The 18943-nt window shown below is 49.7% G+C and carries 18 protein-coding genes; all 18 read right to left on the reverse strand.

The features are described 5' to 3' along the window. Window position 1: 1 nt before the first annotated feature. A complete protein-coding gene (locus AC6ESP_RS23130) occupies window positions 2-766 on the reverse strand; it encodes a DUF4184 family protein (RefSeq protein ID WP_497099102.1) in 765 nt (254 codons plus the stop codon). Window positions 767-887: 121 nt separating this feature from the next. Next, on the reverse strand, window positions 888-1595 hold the full coding sequence (locus AC6ESP_RS23135; protein ID WP_497099103.1) for a FadR/GntR family transcriptional regulator: 708 nt from the start codon (window positions 1593-1595) through the stop codon (window positions 888-890). Window positions 1596-1614: 19 nt separating this feature from the next. After that, on the reverse strand, window positions 1615-2340 hold the full coding sequence (locus AC6ESP_RS23140; protein WP_497099104.1) for a LutC/YkgG family protein: 726 nt from the start codon (window positions 2338-2340) through the stop codon (window positions 1615-1617). Beyond that, window positions 2333-3853, reverse strand: coding sequence for a LutB/LldF family L-lactate oxidation iron-sulfur protein (locus tag AC6ESP_RS23145; protein WP_497099105.1), 1521 nt, complete (start codon window positions 3851-3853; stop codon window positions 2333-2335). The genes AC6ESP_RS23140 and AC6ESP_RS23145 overlap by 8 nt, the downstream gene beginning before the upstream one ends. Then, the gene (locus tag AC6ESP_RS23150; RefSeq protein ID WP_497099106.1) at window positions 3850-4578 is read right to left on the reverse strand and encodes a (Fe-S)-binding protein; all 729 of its coding nucleotides are present in this window, start codon (window positions 4576-4578) and stop codon (window positions 3850-3852) included. Before AC6ESP_RS23150 ends, AC6ESP_RS23145 begins: the two co-directional genes overlap by 4 nt. Before the next feature lie 162 nt (window positions 4579-4740). Then, window positions 4741-5499 (reverse strand): DeoR/GlpR family DNA-binding transcription regulator, encoded by a 759-nt coding sequence (locus AC6ESP_RS23155; RefSeq protein WP_497099107.1) that lies wholly within the window; start codon window positions 5497-5499, stop codon window positions 4741-4743. Window positions 5500-5523: 24 nt separating this feature from the next. Then, the gene (gene rhaB / locus AC6ESP_RS23160) at window positions 5524-6999 is read right to left on the reverse strand and encodes a rhamnulokinase (protein ID WP_497099108.1); all 1476 of its coding nucleotides are present in this window, start codon (window positions 6997-6999) and stop codon (window positions 5524-5526) included. Next, window positions 6996-8216, reverse strand: a complete 1221-nt coding sequence (rhaI, locus tag AC6ESP_RS23165; RefSeq protein WP_497099109.1) for an L-rhamnose isomerase — start codon at window positions 8214-8216, stop codon at window positions 6996-6998. The genes rhaB and rhaI overlap by 4 nt, the downstream gene beginning before the upstream one ends. A gap of 33 nt (window positions 8217-8249) precedes the next feature. Beyond that, the gene (locus AC6ESP_RS23170; protein WP_497099110.1) at window positions 8250-8621 is read right to left on the reverse strand and encodes a sensory rhodopsin transducer; all 372 of its coding nucleotides are present in this window, start codon (window positions 8619-8621) and stop codon (window positions 8250-8252) included. Window positions 8622-8639: 18 nt separating this feature from the next. Next, a complete protein-coding gene (locus AC6ESP_RS23175; RefSeq protein ID WP_497099111.1) occupies window positions 8640-10709 on the reverse strand; it encodes a bifunctional aldolase/short-chain dehydrogenase in 2070 nt (689 codons plus the stop codon). Window positions 10710-10830: 121 nt separating this feature from the next. Continuing rightward, the gene (locus AC6ESP_RS23180) at window positions 10831-10953 is read right to left on the reverse strand and encodes a hypothetical protein (protein ID WP_497099112.1); all 123 of its coding nucleotides are present in this window, start codon (window positions 10951-10953) and stop codon (window positions 10831-10833) included. Between the two features lie 253 nt (window positions 10954-11206). Next, window positions 11207-11722, reverse strand: coding sequence for a GNAT family N-acetyltransferase (locus AC6ESP_RS23185; protein WP_497099113.1), 516 nt, complete (start codon window positions 11720-11722; stop codon window positions 11207-11209). An 88-nt stretch (window positions 11723-11810) separates the two neighbouring features. Then, window positions 11811-12017, reverse strand: a complete 207-nt coding sequence (gene rpoZ, locus AC6ESP_RS23190; protein WP_497099114.1) for a DNA-directed RNA polymerase subunit omega — start codon at window positions 12015-12017, stop codon at window positions 11811-11813. 15 nt (window positions 12018-12032) lie between these two features. Beyond that, window positions 12033-12650 carry a guanylate kinase gene (gene gmk, locus AC6ESP_RS23195; protein WP_497099129.1) on the reverse strand — a complete coding sequence of 206 codons (618 nt, stop codon included), beginning with the start codon at window positions 12648-12650 and terminating at the stop codon, window positions 12033-12035. Between the two features lie 13 nt (window positions 12651-12663). Further along, complete coding sequence (gene remA, locus AC6ESP_RS23200) at window positions 12664-12924, reverse strand: extracellular matrix/biofilm regulator RemA (RefSeq protein WP_005548256.1); 261 nt, start codon at window positions 12922-12924, stop codon at window positions 12664-12666. A gap of 322 nt (window positions 12925-13246) precedes the next feature. Continuing rightward, complete coding sequence (locus tag AC6ESP_RS23205) at window positions 13247-15145, reverse strand: bifunctional homocysteine S-methyltransferase/methylenetetrahydrofolate reductase (RefSeq protein WP_497099130.1); 1899 nt, start codon at window positions 15143-15145, stop codon at window positions 13247-13249. 34 nt (window positions 15146-15179) lie between these two features. Then, on the reverse strand, window positions 15180-16010 hold the full coding sequence (gene dapF, locus AC6ESP_RS23210) for a diaminopimelate epimerase (protein ID WP_497099115.1): 831 nt from the start codon (window positions 16008-16010) through the stop codon (window positions 15180-15182). Window positions 16011-16137: 127 nt separating this feature from the next. Then, entirely contained in the window at window positions 16138-18918 is a 2781-nt protein-coding gene (locus AC6ESP_RS23215; RefSeq protein WP_497099116.1) for a calcium-translocating P-type ATPase, SERCA-type, read from the reverse strand. Window positions 18919-18943 lie beyond the last annotated feature (25 nt).

The raw sequence follows: 18943 nt of genomic DNA on the forward strand, positions 1-18943 counted from the left end.
CCTATTTTATACCAAATCCACCTATGTGGGTCCTTCCTATTCGATAAATAATCGAGGAGAGACAGATTCCAAGCAGCAGGCCCGATAGAGATGAAACGACAAGAATGCCAATGATATTCGTGCTTGAGGTAAATAGGAGCTTCAGAAGGACAGTTAGCACGGCAATTACTAGAACGATAAGCCAATACCGGAATTTGTGCTTCCAATGAAGCTGCACAGCATCCACCGCAGGGCGGCTCCTCTTCAGAAGCAGTCCTAACCATACCGCTTGCACGGCTAGTCCCGTCAAAGACAAGGAGTGCTGCAGCCACTTGAATATAGGGATGCCTAGCAGCTCCTCCCTCAGCATAGCAAACTTACCTACGGACATACCGGACGCATGGGTGAATCCATCTATTAGAACATGCGAATAAAAGCCTATTATGACAGACAGCAGGAATACGATCCATGATCGCTCGCTGTTCAGCCCCCATCGACCAACAAGGGACTGAGCTCTCGCATCAAGCTGAGCGTAACTTGGCAGATTATCGGCCACAGCCTGCTTAATCCAATAGTGAAAAAGAAAAGCAAATAAAATGCAGAGTGGAATAGCCTGCAAAAACAGTCCCTTCGTCGTATGTCCAATACTCTGATAAGGCTCCAGCCAGATGAAATATTCGAAGTCGGGTGACATGCTGCCGAGAATTAAGCCCGTTAGACTCACATATCTAGGTCGGACTAGAGCAAGTGGAGCAGCATACAGCGGATGGGCAAAAGTAAAAGGCATCGGCTGATCCTCCTTTTTTCTTGTCTTCTACTCTTTTATTGAGTCCTGTTCTATATTCTATTAATGAATTGGCATATCCTTTCCAGCATAAAAAACAACCGAAAGGGGCTCCCCCTTCCGGTTATACGTATTTCATCAGCAGGCTCTCCACATGATGCAGATGCTGCTTCATATGCAAGGAGGCGAGGTCCGCTTCCTGATCAGCTACCGCTTGCAGAATAGCGGAGTGCTCCTCGTACAGCCGCTGCGCCACCGAACGGTTCGCATACAGCTCAACTCGGCGTATATCACGAATAGCGATCTCCAGCTGATTCGTAATCGATTCGAATAATCGCACTAATATGGAATTGTGCGTCGCTCTGGCAAGTGTAAGATGGAACAAGAGATCTGTGCGCTCGCCTTCTAGATCATCGCCGACCGCTTTCTCCATATCGAGTACAAGACAGCCCAGCAGCTCCAGATCCTCATCTGTGCGTTTGACCGCAGCAATAGCAGCATTCGATACCTCAAAGGATTGACGCGCCTCAAGCAGCTCAAGCAGCGTCTCTCTGTTCATCCGAAGCGACTCCAGCTCCGGCATTTGGGTGTCGGACAGGGTCGTACGAAGCACGGTGCAGCCCCCGCCCTGCTTAATTTCAATAAGTCCCATCGCCTTTAACGCACTTAGCGCTTCCCTTGTTGTGGAGCGGCCAACGCCGAATTGCTCCGACATGTCCTTGGTGGAAGGCAGCTTATCTCCTGCCCTCAGCTTGCCGTCTATAATAAGGCCCTTAATCTGCTCGGTTATTTCTTCATAATGATTGCGCTTAGTCAATCGGTTTACTTGCACTGGCAACAGCCCTCCTGCACTAACCTACAATAAGAGCATAGACGACGCCTGGTCCGTGAACGCCAATCGTTAAGTCATTCTCAATATCAGCCGAGCGGCTTGGACCCGATATGAAATGAATGCCTGCAGGCAGGTTCTCACGGCCTGCCTGATCGAAATTCACCAATATTTCGCCTAGACGCGTCTTCAATCGCTCAAGAGGAATAATAACGATTAATGCGGTCGGAAGCAAGCTGACTGATCTTCCTTTGTCTTTGGAAGACAGGACTGTCACAGAGCCCGTATAAGCAGCCGCATAATCAGCAACAACGACGCCGAAATCCGCTTCCGCTGCGCGCGCCTTCCAATATTGCTCGGGGTCGCTGTTCCATACAGATACGGATACATCCTCCATCGCCTTTTCAAGTCCGAGCGCATTAAGCTCGGGCTGGTTCTGACGGATGATATACCGTGCGCTAAGCTCCTTCGCCTTGTTCGTAATAAATTGCTTAGCTGCATCCATATCCGCCAAGCGTGCAACATGACCGCCGGCAGCTCTGAAGTTGCCGCTGAACCGTTCGATACGCTCCTCCAGCGGCCACTCATAGACGTTCCAGAAATCAGGAGCCCCGCGATAAGGATGCTCCGGCTTCTCTAATGTACGAGGACGCTTCAGCTTCTGCGCGATGCTGTTCATGAAAGCATCCTGCTTCGCTCGTGAGATTGCCTCTTGCTCATCCAGCCATTGTTGATGCGTATCAGCCATGTCCATGCCCCCCTCTTCCACCGTTTTCTCTATCCCTCACTAGAGCTTCCATTCGTTCCTGCATGCCCGTGTCAACGCCCCTGAGCCCATGACGGAGCTCCTCCTCCAGCGTATTCCATTTGTCGCGGAACGAATCCTTAGGTAGGCTAGGTGCTATCCGGTACGTATTCCAGCCTTTGAGCGGACCAAGCTTTATCGGAATGCCGCCGTCGCGAACGACGAGCTTTTGGCCAAGCTTGCCAAGCTTCAATACACCCTTGAATCGCTTGGCGCTGCCCATCACAGCAGCGAAGCCCTTCATGCCGATCGCCTCCAGCTTATCGCCATGCCCCTCCTCAAGCTTCCTGCGGCGCAAGTAAATGAGCATTTCATGCAATGGAATCTTCACAGGACAAGCCTCGTAGCACGCTCCGCATAGACTCGAGGCGTTCGCAATATCATCCCACTCCGCTACATTCTTCTTAAGAGCTGGAGTCAGTACGGCACCGATTGGTCCGCTATACGTACCGCCGTAGGCATGACCGCCAATATGCCGATATACCGGGCAAGCATTCAGACAGGCGCCGCAGCGGATGCAGTTCAGCAATTCTTGGAATTCTGGATCGCCCAGCTGCAAGGAACGGCCGTTATCTACAATAATAATATGCATTTCATCCGGACCGTCGGCATCAACCTCGCGTCTTGGCCCTGTTATGCCAGACATATATACAGTCAGCTTCTGGCCGGTAGCAGAGCGTGGAAGAAGTGTCGCCATCACTTCCAGATCAGACCAGGAAGGAATAATACGCTCCATCCCCATGAGTGTAATTTGCGTCTTCGGTACGGTCGTTACCATACGCGCATTGCCTTCATTCTCGAACAATACCATAGAGCCGGTCTCCGCAATTGCGAAGTTGCAGCCTGTCATGCCGATATCGGCCTCGAGAAACTTCTCCCGCAGCTTCTTGCGTACGTAGCCCGCCAGAATGGATGTATCGGGCTCAAGCGTCTCGCCAGCATCCTTGGATAGGAGCTCTGCTACCTGATAGCGGTTCTTGTGAATAGCCGGAATAATAATATGCGATGGTGTCTCGCCCGCCAGCTGGATGATATATTCACCGAGATCCGTCTCGATAGCCTCCACGCCGATCGATTCCAGCTCATGATTGAGGTGAAGCTCCTCGGTTACCATCGACTTGGACTTCACGACAGTCTTCGCCTGCTTGCGCTGAGCGATCTCAAGAGACAGCTTCACTGCCTCCGCAGACGTCTCTGCAAAATGCACATGAACGCCGTTAGCGCGAGCATTATCAGCGAATAGATTCAAGTAATAATCCAGATAAGCAATCGTATGCAGACGAATCTGCTTGCCCCGCTCCCGCCATTCCTCCCAATTGCCATGCTCCTCAGCAGCTGCTTTTTTGCCGCCCCGCAGCCGTTCGGTAGTGAACTTGACTGCCTTGCGGAGAAAATCATCGTTCAGCGCCAGATCCGCTCTGCCTTTTACCGTCGAAGCTGTTCCTGTCGTGCTCATGCGTGCTTCACTCCTTCATATAAAAGCTCAGCCAAATGCATCACCTTCACCGGCTCATCGCGATAACGCAGATTGCCAGCAATATTCATCAAGCAAGCCATATCGAGTCCAACCAGCACCTCTGCCTCGGTCTCCAGCACATGGTCAACCTTCTCCGTCACCATCGCTCCCGAGATGTCAGCCATCTTGATCGCGAACGTACCGCCGAAGCCGCAGCAATCCTCAGCGAAGGGCAGCGGAACGAGCTCCAGACCTCTTACATTGCGCATCAGCTCAAGCGGCTCCTCCTTAACCCCTAGCAGCCTGCTGCCATGGCAGGACGGATGATAGGTCACTTTATGGGGATAGACAGCTCCAAGATCCTTCACACCGAGCACCTGCACAAGAAATTGAGTGAATTCATACGATTTACTCTGCAGCTTCTCCGCTCTTCTGAGCATTACCGGGTCATTCTCGAACAGCTTCGGATAATGATGAATCATCCCTGTACAGGAACCCGATGGAGAAATGACGAAGTCGCTGTCCTCAAAAGCATCCAATATCGTTGCAGCCGAAGTCCTCGCCTCTTCCCAGTAGCCGCTGTTGAACGCAGGCTGACCACAGCAGGTCTGCACGGTCGGGAATTCCAGAAGAATACCGTACTTCGCCAGCAGCCGCACCATTGCTTCCCCTACACGGGGATAGATTGCATCACTTAGACAGGTGATAAATAATGATACCTTCACCTTACAGCACCTCACATTAATTGATGGATGTGTCACTCGTATAATCAGTAATATTATCAGGTTATCAGACAAGTTGAACGAGCAAGCCAGTCGTTCTCAGAACGACTGGTCTCGCAATAACCACTATCTGTTTGCGTCTTCATTCATTAATTCATAAAGGCATTAAACGGTATTCACTTGAATGCTCCTTGCCTTCAATTGCGCAACTGTCTCCTCTGAAACACGGCGGTCGGTTACGATGGTATTCACTTCAGCTAGATCAGCAACATGAGTGAAGGCCTGCACGCCGAATTTACTGGAATCCGCAAGCAGAATGACTTCATCTGCAATACCGATCATTTTCAGCTTAATGCGTGCTTGCAGCTCATTCGATTCACTGATGCCCCGATCTAGATGAACGCCTTTGCACGAGAGGAACAGCTTATCTACGTAATACGCATCAAGCGATCTTTCAGCCAGAGGACCAACGTAGGATAAGGAGCGCGAAGCGAGAAGACCGCCGGTCGAGATGACCTCGATCTTCTCCTTGCTGCTCAGCTCTACAGCTACCTTAATCGAATTGGTTAGAACCGTCAGTGGAATATCCGGTAGGTTGGAAGCCATGTACCAAGCAGTTGAGCTGGCATCCAGAACGATACGGTCTTTGGGATTGATCAGCTTAATCGCTTCCTGCGCAATCCGTTTTTTCTCGTCCGCATGAGTAATTTCCCGTTCCGCATATGGCGTCTCCGGCTGCAGCTCCTTCACACTGACTGCTCCTCCGTGAGATCGCCGCAGCTTGCCCGCTTGCTCCAGCCGATCCAGATCCCGTCGAATCGTCTCCTCCGTCACCATGCAGAGCTCACTGAGCTCCGATACCCGGATACTGCCTCTGTCGTTCACCAGCTCAACTATTTTCTCATAACGCTCCGCTACCAGCATAGCCTACCTCTTTCTAAACCTATATTATTGCGCGAGCAGTCCAGTCACCTGCAGGAAGCTTCCGTACGCTTCTTGCCAGGCTTCCTTCTGCTCGGGCTCGTAATGGACGACCGGGAAAGAATTCCGAATGACAGTGCGCGCCTCCCATATATCTGCAAGCTCGCCTTGCGCAATCCATTGCACGACCATATTGCCAATTGCACTGCCCTCAGTCGGACCTGCCCACACCGGCTTGCCAATCGCATTCGATGTCCACTGGCATAGCAGCTGATTCTGAATGCCGCCTCCAACCATATGCAGACCGCTGAATTGCTGCTCAGACAGCTGCTCAGTCATTTCCAACACATACCGATATTTTAAAGCCAAGCTCTCTAATATACAACGCACAATTGCTCCTGGCCCCTCTGGCGCCTGCTGGCCCGTCTGACGGCAGTATTGGCTAATGCGTGAGCTCATATCTCCTGCATGAAGGAACAACGCGTCATCTGGCTCAATGAACGCCTGGAATGGCTTAGCCTCGTCAGCCAGCCTAACCAGCTCGGGGAATGAATATTCCTGCCCAATACGATCCCATTCGCGCTTAAGCTCCTGCAATATCCATAAGCCCATAATATTTTTGAGCAATCGGAATGTTCCGTCCACGCCGCCTTCGTTAGTGAAGTTAAGCTTGAACGCCTGCTCATTAATAACCGGAGCACCCACCTCAGTCCCCATAAGCGACCAAGTGCCGCAGCTTAGGTAAGCGAAGCTTCGTTCCGTTGCCGGTACGGCCGCAACAGCTGAGCCCGTATCATGCTCCGCTACTGCAATAACTGGAATGGATGTTATACCAAGCTCGTTAGTAACAGATGAACGAAGCTTCCCAGCCTGCGCACCAGGGTGTACAATCTCACCGAACATCGATGGAGACAAGCCAAGCTTCGCTATTAATTCGGAATCCCAATCTCCAATAATCGGGTTATACAATTGGGTTGTAGTCGCGTTTGAAAATTCATTCAGCAGCTCACCTGTCAGATAATAACGGAGCAAATCAGGAATCATCAGAAACTTGCTCGCATCACGCAACGCGGAATTGCCTACCTTCTTCAACGCTGCTAGCTGGTAGATAGTGTTAAAGGTTAAAAATTGAATACCCGTCCGTTCGAAAATATACGATTGCGGGATGTCAGCGAATACCTGCTCCATCATCCCTTCCGTATGCCGATCACGGTAGTGGTAGGGGTTGCCGAGCAATTCGCCATGGCTCCCTATTAATCCGAAGTCTACAGCCCAAGTATCAATACCGATGCTCAGAGGCGTAACACCCTGATGCTTCGCCTTAAGCAGCCCCTGCTTGATCTCATGATACAAGCGAAGAACGTCCCAATGGAGACGCTCCCCTATTTGTACCGGATCATTAGAGAACCGGTGAATTTCTTGTACCTCAATCTTGTTATTGACAAGGCGCCCGAGCAGCGCCCTTCCGCTGCTCGCCCCAATGTCATAAGCGAGAATGGTCACCAGCTGGCACCACCCTTGCCTCTCACTAGAATATCTTGACCATAGCTGCTGCTTAAGTAAGCTTTCATTGGATCAAGCGGCAGACCCTGCTCCTCACGAATCGCATGCAAGAGCGGCGTCACATCGAATTCAAAGGCACGACGAACCGCATCTTCAGCGCCAAGCACATCATTGCGTTGCTGTGCATCCGCTACTTCCTCATGGTTAATAAGGAGCGCCTTCGCGAATTGCGTCTGTACATTCAGTACGGAACGAAGCATCGCAGGAATCTTTTGCTCAATGTTATGCGACTGGTCAATCATATAGGCAATATTATTCACTGTATTGCGGATGCCGCTATCGGAATCTCGTCCCGCAAGCAGAATTTGATAGAAAATAAGGTAGAGCTCATAAGGGTTAATAGATCCAACAATCAGATCATCGTCTGCATATTTGCGGCTGTTGAAATGGAATCCGCCTAGACGGTTCTCATCAATCAGATAAGCAACGATGTGCTCAATGTTCGCCCCTGGAAGATGATGCCCTGTATCTACAAGCACCTCTGCTTGAGGACCGAGCTTTTGCGCCAGATTGTACGCCATCCCCCAATCCGCTAGATCGGTATGATAGAAAGCTGGCTCGAAGCATTTGTATTCAATCAGCATACGCATCTGAGGCGTCATTGCACTGTACATTTCGCTCAGCGCTTCCTGCATCCATCTTTTGCGGCTGCGAATATCCGCTTGTCCTGGATAGTTCGTGCCATCTGCGAACCATAGGCTGATATCACGCGAGCCCGTCTCTTTGGCAATGTCTACGCACTCCAGCAAGTGATCCGTTGCCTTGCGGCGAATAGCAGCGTCGGAATTCGTTACGCTCCCGAGCATGTAGTCATCCTCTTGGAACAGGTTCGGATTAATCGCGCCAATAGACAGTCCCAGATTCTCCGCATGGCTTCTCAGCTTGCTATAGTCGTCTACTTTATCCCAAGGAATATGAATAGCAACAGATGGAGCAAGGCCTGTCAGAGCGTGAACCTGCGCTGCATCATCGAATTTCTCGAACGGCGTGCGTGGAACACCGACCTTTTGGAAGTTTTTGAAGCGAGTTCCTGAATCTCCATAGCCCCATGATGGAGTTTCAATTTGCAGCGCTTTCAACTGCTGCTTCACTGCATCAAGATTAACTCCTCTTGCTTGCTGTTGTTCCTCGAATAACGAATACGCACGATCAGTCATATTCAACATCCTTTCCGTCAGATGAGCTGGTTATTATTTAATGGGATAAGCCAAAATGGACATTAGTGCATTCTCTGCTTGTGTGGAATCTAGACGGCTGTACTGCACGACAACCGGAACATCACTGTTCACCTCAATGGCGTAAGGAACGCCGACTGGAATCGGCTTTCCTTCTTTCACCAAAGAGCTGGTACGGATATGCTTCGTGCGTCTCGCCGGTATAACTACAAGGATATCCTCCATGGGGTCCCTGTCTTCGAAAAAGATCGTAAACCGAAGCATCGCCTCTTCAGAGGAGCAGTTCAAGACGCAAACCGACTCATGACTGAGCAATGCGCCCGAGCTCGTCTCCGGGATGTAGCCATCGGGAATGAACCAATGCTTCTCTCCACGCGCCTTATACATATCCGCATAGTCCCCCTTTTATCTTGTAAATGCTGCTGGAACGCCGCCATCAATTGTCAGCATGCAACCTGTCGTTTTGTCTGATTTGGAAGATGCGAAGAATGCGATTCCTTCAGCGATATCCCTAGGATAAATGTTCACCAGCAGCGTTGTCCGCTTGCGGTAATGCTCTTCCAGCTGATCCGGCTCAATACCGTAAGCTGCTGCACGCTCATTGCGCCAATTGCCGTTCCAGATCGCAGAGCCTTGCAGGATGGCATCTGGCAGAATCGTGTTGACACGAATGCCGAACTCGCCGCCTTCTGCAGCAATACAACGAGCCAAATGAGCCTCTAGCGCTTTAACGGAGCTGTACGCCGTTACGTTTTTACCTGCGTACACGGAGTTTTTAGAGCCAATGAATACCATGTTACCGCCGATCGCTTGCTCCTTCATCAGCTTGAACGCTTCACGTGCTACGAGGAAATAGCCTGTACCAAGCACATTCACGTTCAGATTCCATTCTTTCAAGGATGTTTCATCGAATGGACTCGAAGTTGCAAGTCCTGCATTGTTGACGATAATATCGACGCCGCCGAAGGCTACAGCTGTATCTGCATAAGCAGCCATAATTTGCTCTTCACTCGTTACATCCATTTTAACTGCAATGGCACGGTTTTCGCCAAACTTTTCATTAATCTCAGCAGCAACCCTCTGTGCGCCTTCCAGATTAAGATCTGCAAGCACGACATGTGCACCCTCGGATACGAGTCTACGTGCTGTTTCACTGCCGATGCCACCTGCGCCGCCAGTAATAAAAGCGATTTTGCGGGAAAATTCTGCTTCTGCTGGAGCGAGGCTCAGCTTGTAAAGCTCAAGCGGCCAATATTCAACGTTGTAGGATTCGTTCTCGCTTAGGGATACGAAAGCTCCTAGAGCTGTTGCACCTCTCATACAAGCAATCGCACGGTGGTACAATGCGCCGCTCACCTTCGAGTTAGCCCAGCTTTTACCAGTGTTGATCATCCCTACACCCGGAATAAGAATAACACGCGGTGCTGCTTCGAACATGACATCGCCTTCGTTTTTGTTGCGTTCAAAATAAGCAGCGTATTGCTCTTTGTAAGCAGCAATGCTCGATTGCAGCTTCGCTTTCAATCCGTCAATATCATCTGCATTAGGCGTCCAATCTACGAAGAGCGGAACTACCTTGGTATGCACAAGATGGTCAGGGCATGCTGCGCCAACTTGGGACAAGGTCGGTGAATCTACACCGCCTACGAAGGACAGAACATCAGCACCGTCATCGAAGGTAAGAATCATTTTCTTCGCATCGCTCACTGCTCCACGAACGGTTGGCATTACTTGTGCAGCAATGCTTCTGCGAACATCCTCAGCAAGTGCAGCATGCTTCACACCACCGAACTGCTTCGCTTCGTTCACGCGTGCTTCGATGTAGCTCTCTGCTTCCGTAATAATTTCAATCGTCTTCGCGTAGCAAGCTTCAGACGTTTCACCCCAAGTAACAAGACCATGCTTCTCCATCAGGACAAGCTCTGCCTTCGGGTTAGCAAGAACGCCTTCAGCAATCATTTTGGATAGCGTAAAGCCTGGACGAACATAAGGAACCCATACGAAGCGGTCGCCGAATATTTCGCGAGCCACTGCCTTGCCGTTATCCGCACAGCATAAGCTTATAATAGCATCAGGATGCGTGTGATCCACATGCTTGAATGGTAGGAATGCGTGAAGCAAAGTTTCAATAGAAGCGCGTGGATGCTTCGAATCTATCATACAATTTACGAGGTAAGCTACCATGTCCTCATCAGACATTTCTGGGCGTTCGAACAAAGGACGGATATCATCCATGCGAAGACCAGTGAAATTGCCTGCTTTCATAGAAGCAAGGTCAGAGCCGCTGCCTTTCACATACATCACTTCGACATCACGACCGCGGAAATCCTTCACAGTTGTTTTGCTGGAAGTATTGCCCCCGCCCCAATTACATACCCGACGATCCTCGCCAATAATGTTGGAACGATAGACTAGCTCATCAAGTCCCTCTTGAAGCTGCGATGCTTTGGATTGATCCCACAAACTTTGTACCATTTTGTTTGCCCTCCGGTTTCGTGTTTGTTTTTGCTTGTTTTCATATTATCATATTTGTTTATGTTTGAATATATGTTTTTCAAAGATAAACGGAAATATAAATAGGGACTGTCGCAAAATGTTAAACAAGGCTGCTGCGCAGACGAATGTTCTTACGATCGCTGTTGTTTCCGGATGACTTGAACAATATGCTTCGGTTGTCATCCGGAAACAAAGGCGCACGCTGACGCTTCTCCAGAATCATTCGTCAGCTCCGCTGCTCTCTAACTAGCTCGAAGCATACTTCAGTTATTTGATGATAACAATCAAATCGTAGGGCAAGATGATATTTATACTATTTAAAATAAGTATAGAGATTTTTGTGAGCTGCATGATATCCAATAAGAGATGATCTTATCAATTGATATTAAAGCTTTATACAACTGACGAAGAACGATACATTCACAAACAATAACCCGCCTTTCCGAAGGCGGGTTTAGTCAAATTCTAATAATATTCTAGAAAAAAGCAGCCGGGTAGAGCAACTCGCCTGACGTCTGCGCAAGCTCACCCTTACGCAGCTCGCATACCATGAATACCTCATCAGGAACCTTGAACTGCAACAGTTCAAGTCCATGAGTGCGAGCAGGCTCGAAGCCGAACTTAGGATAATAAGTCGGATGACCAATGAGAAGCACTAGCCCATAACCGAGTTCCTTTGTTCTCTTCAGCCCTACCTTCATTAGTTGCGAGCCTATCCCCTGTTTCTGAGAACTCGGCTTAACCGCAATAGGAGCAAGAATGATAACCTCATGCTTATGCTCATCGTCAACAACCACAGCTTTACTTAGCAAGATATGCCCTGCAATTTCACCTTCAAGCTCAGCTACAATTGACAGCTCCGGCACAAATCCAGCTGAAGCACGAATGCGTCCTACCAGCTCCGATTCATCGTGCCTATTATCAAAGGCTTCATAATGGAGGGCATACACCCCACTATAATCTTGCTCTGCTTCCGTTCGTATCGTTAACATGCATATACCTCCTTAACAATAGCTCAAAAAAAAGAGCGCAGGGAAAGTCCGGAAAGGACAATCTCTACACTCTCTGAATCAGAACAATTTAGTCATTGAAATCGGTAGTTTGAACTACAACGATATCATGATAAATTTCCTCCAGTGCAACACCGACGAACTTACGTGCCTTCGGATTGCGAAGCTCTGATTTCTCACCATTGCGAAGCATACGAGCGCGTCTCGAAGCTGCAACAACCAAGGAATACTTACTGTCTACTTTCTTAACCATTTCATCAATAGATGGATACAACATAACCAATCACCCCGCTCATGCTTTCTCAATTGCCGCCGGCAATTCCGTCAAATGGGAGTAATAGCGATCCCTACGGCAATGTTCGGCAACAATTATACTTTGAATACGATGACATGCAGCATCAATCTCATCATTCACAACTGCATAATCATAATGTCGAAGCAGATTGATCTCTTCTACGGCAACTGTCATACGATGGTTGATCGTATCCTGTGTCTCAGTTCCACGGCCAGTTATCCGCTGCTTAAGCTCATCCAGTGATGGAGGCATAAGAAACACAAATACACCTTGCGGGAACTTCTCCTTCACCTTCAGAGCACCCTGGACCTCAATCTCCAGAATGACGTCTTTGCCACTCTCAATTGTGCGTTCCACAAAATCACGCGGAGTTCCGTAACAGTTCCCGACGTATTCCGCATGCTCCAGCAAGGCATCATGCGCAATCATATCCTGGAATTGCTCTCTTGACTTGAAGAAGTAATTAACGCCATCAAGCTCACCTTGCCGCGGCGCACGTGTCGTCGCAGATACGGAGTATACGAGCTCGGGCATTTTTTTGCGAAGAACGGAGCATACCGTCCCTTTTCCAACTCCGGATGGCCCGGACAATACAATTAACAATCCCTTATCCATAATACTCCCCGTACTATTCGTCGTTATCATCATCCTTGGTCGATAAACGATGCGCTACCGTCTCCGGCTGCACCGCCGATAGAATGACGTGGTCGCTGTCTGTAATAATAACAGCACGCGTGCGTCTTCCGTAAGTTGCGTCAATCAGCATATGACGATCCCGCGCTTCTTGAATAATCCGCTTAATCGGAGCCGATTCCGGACTTACGATTGATATGATGCGGTTTGCAGAAACGATGTTGCCAAATCCAATATTAATCAATTTAATAGCCAAAGTCAGGTTCCCCCTCCGGTCTTCCTCGTGCAACTGCCCGAATAAACAAAATCTATTTATGAATGTTTGGACGATGAGGATGATAAATCATCTGCCAAATAAAGACAGAACCATTGCACTATTGTTGACGAAAAAAGTCCGGAGCATACGCTGTCCGCTGCGCTTAGCGGCAAACGCATCCGATCTGATTACTGCCTGTCCTTAAGTACCCACACGCCTGCAGCTACTCATTGTTCCTTATTTTAATTGATTTTGAAGCTGTGAACAAGTCAAAAAGCAAAATCAGGGGAAAAATCCCCTGATTCGCTCCCTAAAGCAGGGATTACCCTCGCTTCACACCTGACTTCTCCCACACATACTCCGTCAATTGAACAGCCATGTCATAGAACATGAACGGTGTCATGAAGTATATTCCTTTGAAATGATCAATCGCGTGATCGAGCAGTTCTTTGGCAATTTTCACGCCTTCCGCACGCCCTGCTTCACCTTCAAGACCAGCCATCCGGGTAAGCACCTCATTTGAGAGCTGAATTCCTGGTACTTCATTGTGCAAATATTCGGCGTTGCGACCGCTAGCCAGCGGCATAATGCCTAGGAATATGGGAACAGACAGATGCTTCGTCGCTTCTGCCATACGTACGATTAACTCCGGCTCATAGACTGGCTGTGTCATAATATAATCTGCGCCAGCTGCTATTTTGCGCTCCAAGCGTTGTACGGCCTTGTCCAAATGCTTAACGTTAGGATTAAAGGCTGCTCCAACTACGAACTTAGCCTTCTGCTTCAGCGGTTTGCCAGAGAAGGCAATGCCTTCGTTCAGCTGCTTAATCATTCGAATCATCTCGAAGGAAGTCAGATCATATACCGAGCTTGAATCGGGCAGGTCGCCGAAGCGGGCAGGATCGCCGGTTACAGCAAGCACATGATCAATGCCAAGGGCATCTAATCCCATCATATGCGATTGAGTACCAATTAAATTACGGTCACGGCACGCAATATGCACAAGCGGACGGAATCCGATCTTCTCCTGAACGAGTGCCGCTAGAGCAAGATTACTCATGCGAGTTACTGCGAGTGAATTGTCCGCCATCGTAATCGCATCCGCCCCACAAGCCTTGAGTGCAGCTGCTCCGTCCATGAACTTGCGAATATCAAGATCACGAGGCGGGTCCAGCTCCACAATTACCGTATGACGTTCCTGTACAATATCAACGATTGTTGGGATAGCAGTCTCGCCATCGTCTGCTCCTGACACTACGACACTCTTCGGTTCAGCAGCAGCGACAGCAGGCTTAGCGACTTCAATTACTTCGACAATACCAGCAGCGTCCGCCTTGCTTGTATTCGTCTGAGGGACATAATCCTTCAGAACAGCTGCCATTGCAGCTACATGCTCAGGAGTAGTACCACAGCAGCCCCCAACAATGCGGGCACCGCGATCCGCGAATCTTTTGGCCGATTCTGCAAAATACTCCGGACCTGCCGAGTACGTATATTTGCCATCTACATAATCGGGAATACCCGCATTTGGGAACACGGATAACGGCAGATCTATTCTGCCCTCTATCGCATCAATGGAACGCATGATGCCATTCGGGCCGCTCCGACAGTTGAAGCCGACAACGTCAGCTCCCTCTGCCTGAAGAAGATCGAAAGCCTGCTTAAGATCAACGCCATCCTTCGTACGTCCAACATCCTCAACTGCAAACTGACAGATGACTGGCACATCCGATAGCTTGCGAGCAATACGAAGCGCCAGAAGCATTTCGGACATATCATAGAACGTTTCAAGGAGCAATCCATCAACGCCTTCGCTAAGCATTGCATCCATCTGACGCTCAAAGGCATTGTTCAAGTTAGCGGTGCGGATGTTCTTGAGCTTACCCGCGCGGATAGAGCCGACAGCCCCTACCACATAGGCATCAGAACCGACAGCAGAGCGCGCTATTCGCACGCCTGCACGGTTAATCGCTTCCATTTCTGTGTCCAATCCGTATATAGCCAACTTCTCTAGGTTGGCCGAGAATGTATTCGTCTCAATCACCTGCGCACCCGCTTCATAATATCTGCGGTGAATGTTCTCAATGACATCGGGACGAATTGTATTGAATTCCTCATAGGAAACGCCGATAGGGAAGCCCATCTGATACAGATAGGTTCCCATCGCGCCATCCCCTGTCAAAATACGCTGCTGAAGCGACTCTCGCAAATCCAGCTTCACATCGCTGCTTATACCACCCATAGCAAGACCCATCCTACAAGGAGCCGCGGAATACTTCTGCCGCAGGTCCAGTCATATAGACGTGATTGTCTGACTCGTTCCACTCAATGAGGAGATCTCCGCCTTTGAGCGATACAGTCGCTGTACGGTCTGTCAGTCCATTCAATACGGAGGAGACGACTGTCGCGCAAGCGCCGGTACCGCAAGCGAGAGTCGGACCAGCTCCACGTTCCCATACACGCATATCGGTATGAGTCCGGGATTTAACCGTTACGAATTCCACGTTAATCTTACGTGGGAACAATGGATGAGTCTCCAGCTTCGGCCCCCATGTTGCCAGGTCGAAGCTAGCAGCATCGTCTACATAAATAACACAGTGCGGATTACCCATAGATACTGCTGTGAAGCGGAATTCGCGTCCGTCCACCTCGATTGGGTGCTCAACAACCCTTTCTGCATCAACCGTAGTTGGTACTTGTAGTCCGTTCAAGATCGGGGCTCCCATATCAACGCGAACTGTCTGAACCTTGCCGCCCTCTGTTGTCAGTTGTACGGTTTGAGCGCCTGCGCCAAGTGTTTCAATAGTAAGCTCTTCTTTATCGGTTAGACCGTTATCATACACATATTTCGCTACGCAGCGAATAGCATTGCCGCATTGCTCCGCTTCAGAGCCGTCAGAGTTAATAATGCGCATCCGAAAGTCTGCGATGTCTGAAGGTAGAATATATACGAGTCCATCGGCTCCAATTCCAAAAAATCGGTTGCATAGCTGGGTGGCCAGCTCAGCCGCATTGCCTGGAAGCTGCTGCTCTCCGGCAACCACGATAAAATCATTTCCCAATCCGTTCATTTTCGTAAACTTCATTAATAAGGCACTCCCTTTGCTACAGCTTTCGGTATGAATAAGCTATCATTTTTTATTTTAGCATACCGTAAAGCAGGGAGAAACGCTATTCATAATTTGCTTCATCTTTTGCATTCTTTGCGAGCTTTTATACATTTTTATATTTGAAGGATAATTTCGTAGATTTGTTTTTCGGCTTACTTGTACCGAGCACGCTGCCAATTCCCATTAGGAAAGTAGGGATTCCTGCGGCTACGAACACGAGACACCATTCACGGAAGTCCAGTGGGACTGTCTTGAATATCGGCTGCAGCTCTTTAATGTAGAGCACGCCAATCATAAGCACAAGTGATGACAGAACCGCCAGCACCAAATATTTGTTCTGAAACGGATTGCGGTGGAAGATCGAGCGAGAGCTGCGGCAATCGAAAACATGAATAAGCTGGGCGAGCACCAACGTCGCGAATGCGACCGTCTGCGCCTTGATAAGCTGCTGAGGGCTGTCTGGCGCTACATTCAGCGTAATCCAGAAGGCGCCTAACGTACATACGCCTATCAGGATGCCACGGCTAATAATTTTCCAACCCAGCCGCCTTGCGAATATGCTTTCTTTTGCCGAACGCGGCTTCTGCTTCATGAGATCCTTCTCTGCCTGATCTACGCCTAGCGCCATCGCCGGCAGGCCATCCGTCACCAGGTTGACCCATAATATCTGAATCGGGATAAGCGGAAGCGGCAGTCCAGCCATCATCGCTAGGAACATGGTCAATATTTCACCGACATTAGATGCTAGCAGATAACGAATGAACTTGCGGATATTCTCGTAGATGCTCCGCCCCTCTTCTATCGCTGCTACTATTGTAGAAAAGTTATCGTCGCTAAGGACGAGTGCTGAGGCTTCCTTCGATACGTCCGTCCCTGTAATGCCCATTGCGATACCGATATCCGCTGCTTTGATAGCAGGTGCGTCATTAACCCCATCGCCCGTCATCGCCACGACATGCCCTTTGCGCTGCAGCGCCTTGACGATCCGCAGCTTGTGCTCTGGGGATACACGCGCATACACATAAACATTGTCGACGTGACGATCAAGCTGATCATCATCCATCGCTTCCAGCTGGCGTCCGCTTAATGCCATGCCATCCCGCGGCATTATGCCAAGCTGCCCGGCAATAGCCTCAGCCGTCAGCTGATGATCGCCAGTAATCATGACCGTCTTAATTCCCGCACGGCGGCAGATCGCAATCGCATCACGCACCTCGCGGCGCGGCGGATCGATCATCCCAGTAAGCCCTACGAATACGAGCTGGCATTCTACATCGCTCTCAGTCTCGCATACGTCGCCGCTGCGCAGATCACGATAAGCAAGCCCTAGAACCCTTAGTGCAGATTGTGCCATCTCCTCCGCAGCCTCTGCGCATTTGCTCTTCAGCGTCGCTGTGAATGGCACGACTTTGCCATCCCAGAGCACATAGCTGCAGTGGTCCATCAGGACATCGGATGCGCCTTTTGTATATACAACTCGCCCTCCCTGATGAGAAACAACGACGGACATCCGCTTTCTTTCCGAATCAAATGGAAATTCACGCTCTCTTGTATACAAACCTTCAAGTGATTTGGATGTTAGACCAAGCTTAGTTGACAACACCGTCAGGGCCCCTTCAGTCGGATCGCCCTTAAGCACCCATTCCTCCTGAATCTCTTTGCTTTTGCGTTTCTTATTATCCTGTGCCTGCTCCACTCTATGAATGACAGCATTGTTGCATAAGGCGGATATTTGGAGCAGCCGTTTGAATGAGGTGTCATGCTTCAGATCAATCTGTTCGCCATCCTCGAATACAGCACCTACCGGCTCATAGCCTTCACCGCTCACATTAAACCGGCGGCCACCCATCCAGATGTTCGTAACGGTCATTTTGTTCTGTGTCAGCGTGCCTGTTTTATCCGAGCAAATGACCGAGGCACAGCCTAAGGTCTCCACAGAAGGAAGCTTCCGTACGATCGCTTTGCGCTTAATCATACGCTGTACGCCTAAAGCGAGCGCAATCGTTACAATCGCAGGCAGTCCCTCCGGAATGGCTGCAACAGCAAGGCTAACACCTGCCAGGAACATGCCGTATGCAGGCTGTCCGTGCAGAATACCCGCAACGACAACCATAATGGTAAGTCCAATCGCTACTGCAATCAGAATTTTACCTAGCTGCTCCAATCTATGCTGAAGCGGTGTTTCCATCGATTCCGTATCTTGAATAAGACCGGCTATTTTGCCCATCTCAGTCTGCATTCCAGTCCTTATTACAACTGCCTTAGCTGTACCACGTGTAAGCATCGTCCCCATGAACCCGACATTGCGCTGATCGCCAAGCGGCAGATCCTCTTCCTGAATCATAGCAGCATGTTTGCCTACCGGAACCGATTCACCTGTCAGTGCAGACTCCTCCGCATAACAGCTGTTCGCTTGAACGAACCTTACATCTGCTGGAATCCGGTCCCCGCTCTCGAGCAGAATGATATCGCCAGCTACCAGCTCCTTCGCAGCAATCTCTACCTGCTCCCCACCCCGCAGAACCTTAGCGGATGGCGCTGACAGCTCCTTCAGAGCACGTAATGATTTCTCCGCACGGAACTCCTGTACGAAACCAAGCACCGCATTAATAACGATAATAGCTACGATCGTAATGGCGTCCAGGTACTCGCCCAGTAAGCCTGATATGAGAGTAGCGCCCATGAGCACAAGCACCATGAAATCTTTGAATTGATTAAGAAAGAGCAGAATTGGCGATACACGCTTGCCTTCAGTTAGCTCATTGCGCCCATCATTCACCAATCTTTGCGCTGCTTCCTCCGCCGTTAAACCTTGCTCGGGGGAGCTGCCTAGCACTTCCGCCAGCTCGCTCGTCCCCAATTGGTGCCATTTCAATTGTTCCATCGTATGACTCCCTCCCGTATATGCC

Source organism: Paenibacillus xinjiangensis, assembly GCF_059686975.1.

Coding starts and splice junctions, on each gene's coding strand:
- AC6ESP_RS23130 (WP_497099102.1), bottom strand. CDS start 766: ATGCCTTTTACTTTTGCCCATCCGCTGTATGCTGCTCCACTTGCTCTA.
- AC6ESP_RS23140 (WP_497099104.1), bottom strand. CDS start 2,340: ATGGCTGATACGCATCAACAATGGCTGGATGAGCAAGAGGCAATCTCA.
- AC6ESP_RS23145 (WP_497099105.1), bottom strand. CDS start 3,853: ATGAGCACGACAGGAACAGCTTCGACGGTAAAAGGCAGAGCGGATCTG.
- AC6ESP_RS23155 (WP_497099107.1), bottom strand. CDS start 5,499: ATGCTGGTAGCGGAGCGTTATGAGAAAATAGTTGAGCTGGTGAACGAC.
- rhaI (WP_497099109.1), bottom strand. CDS start 8,216: ATGACTGATCGTGCGTATTCGTTATTCGAGGAACAACAGCAAGCAAGA.
- AC6ESP_RS23170 (WP_497099110.1), bottom strand. CDS start 8,621: ATGTATAAGGCGCGTGGAGAGAAGCATTGGTTCATTCCCGATGGCTAC.
- AC6ESP_RS23175 (WP_497099111.1), bottom strand. CDS start 10,709: ATGGTACAAAGTTTGTGGGATCAATCCAAAGCATCGCAGCTTCAAGAG.
- AC6ESP_RS23180 (WP_497099112.1), bottom strand. CDS start 10,953: ATGATTCTGGAGAAGCGTCAGCGTGCGCCTTTGTTTCCGGATGACAAC.
- AC6ESP_RS23185 (WP_497099113.1), bottom strand. CDS start 11,722: ATGTTAACGATACGAACGGAAGCAGAGCAAGATTATAGTGGGGTGTAT.
- rpoZ (WP_497099114.1), bottom strand. CDS start 12,017: ATGTTGTATCCATCTATTGATGAAATGGTTAAGAAAGTAGACAGTAAG.
- gmk (WP_497099129.1), bottom strand. CDS start 12,650: ATGGATAAGGGATTGTTAATTGTATTGTCCGGGCCATCCGGAGTTGGA.
- dapF (WP_497099115.1), bottom strand. CDS start 16,010: ATGAAGTTTACGAAAATGAACGGATTGGGAAATGATTTTATCGTGGTT.
- AC6ESP_RS23215 (WP_497099116.1), bottom strand. CDS start 18,918: ATGGAACAATTGAAATGGCACCAATTGGGGACGAGCGAGCTGGCGGAA.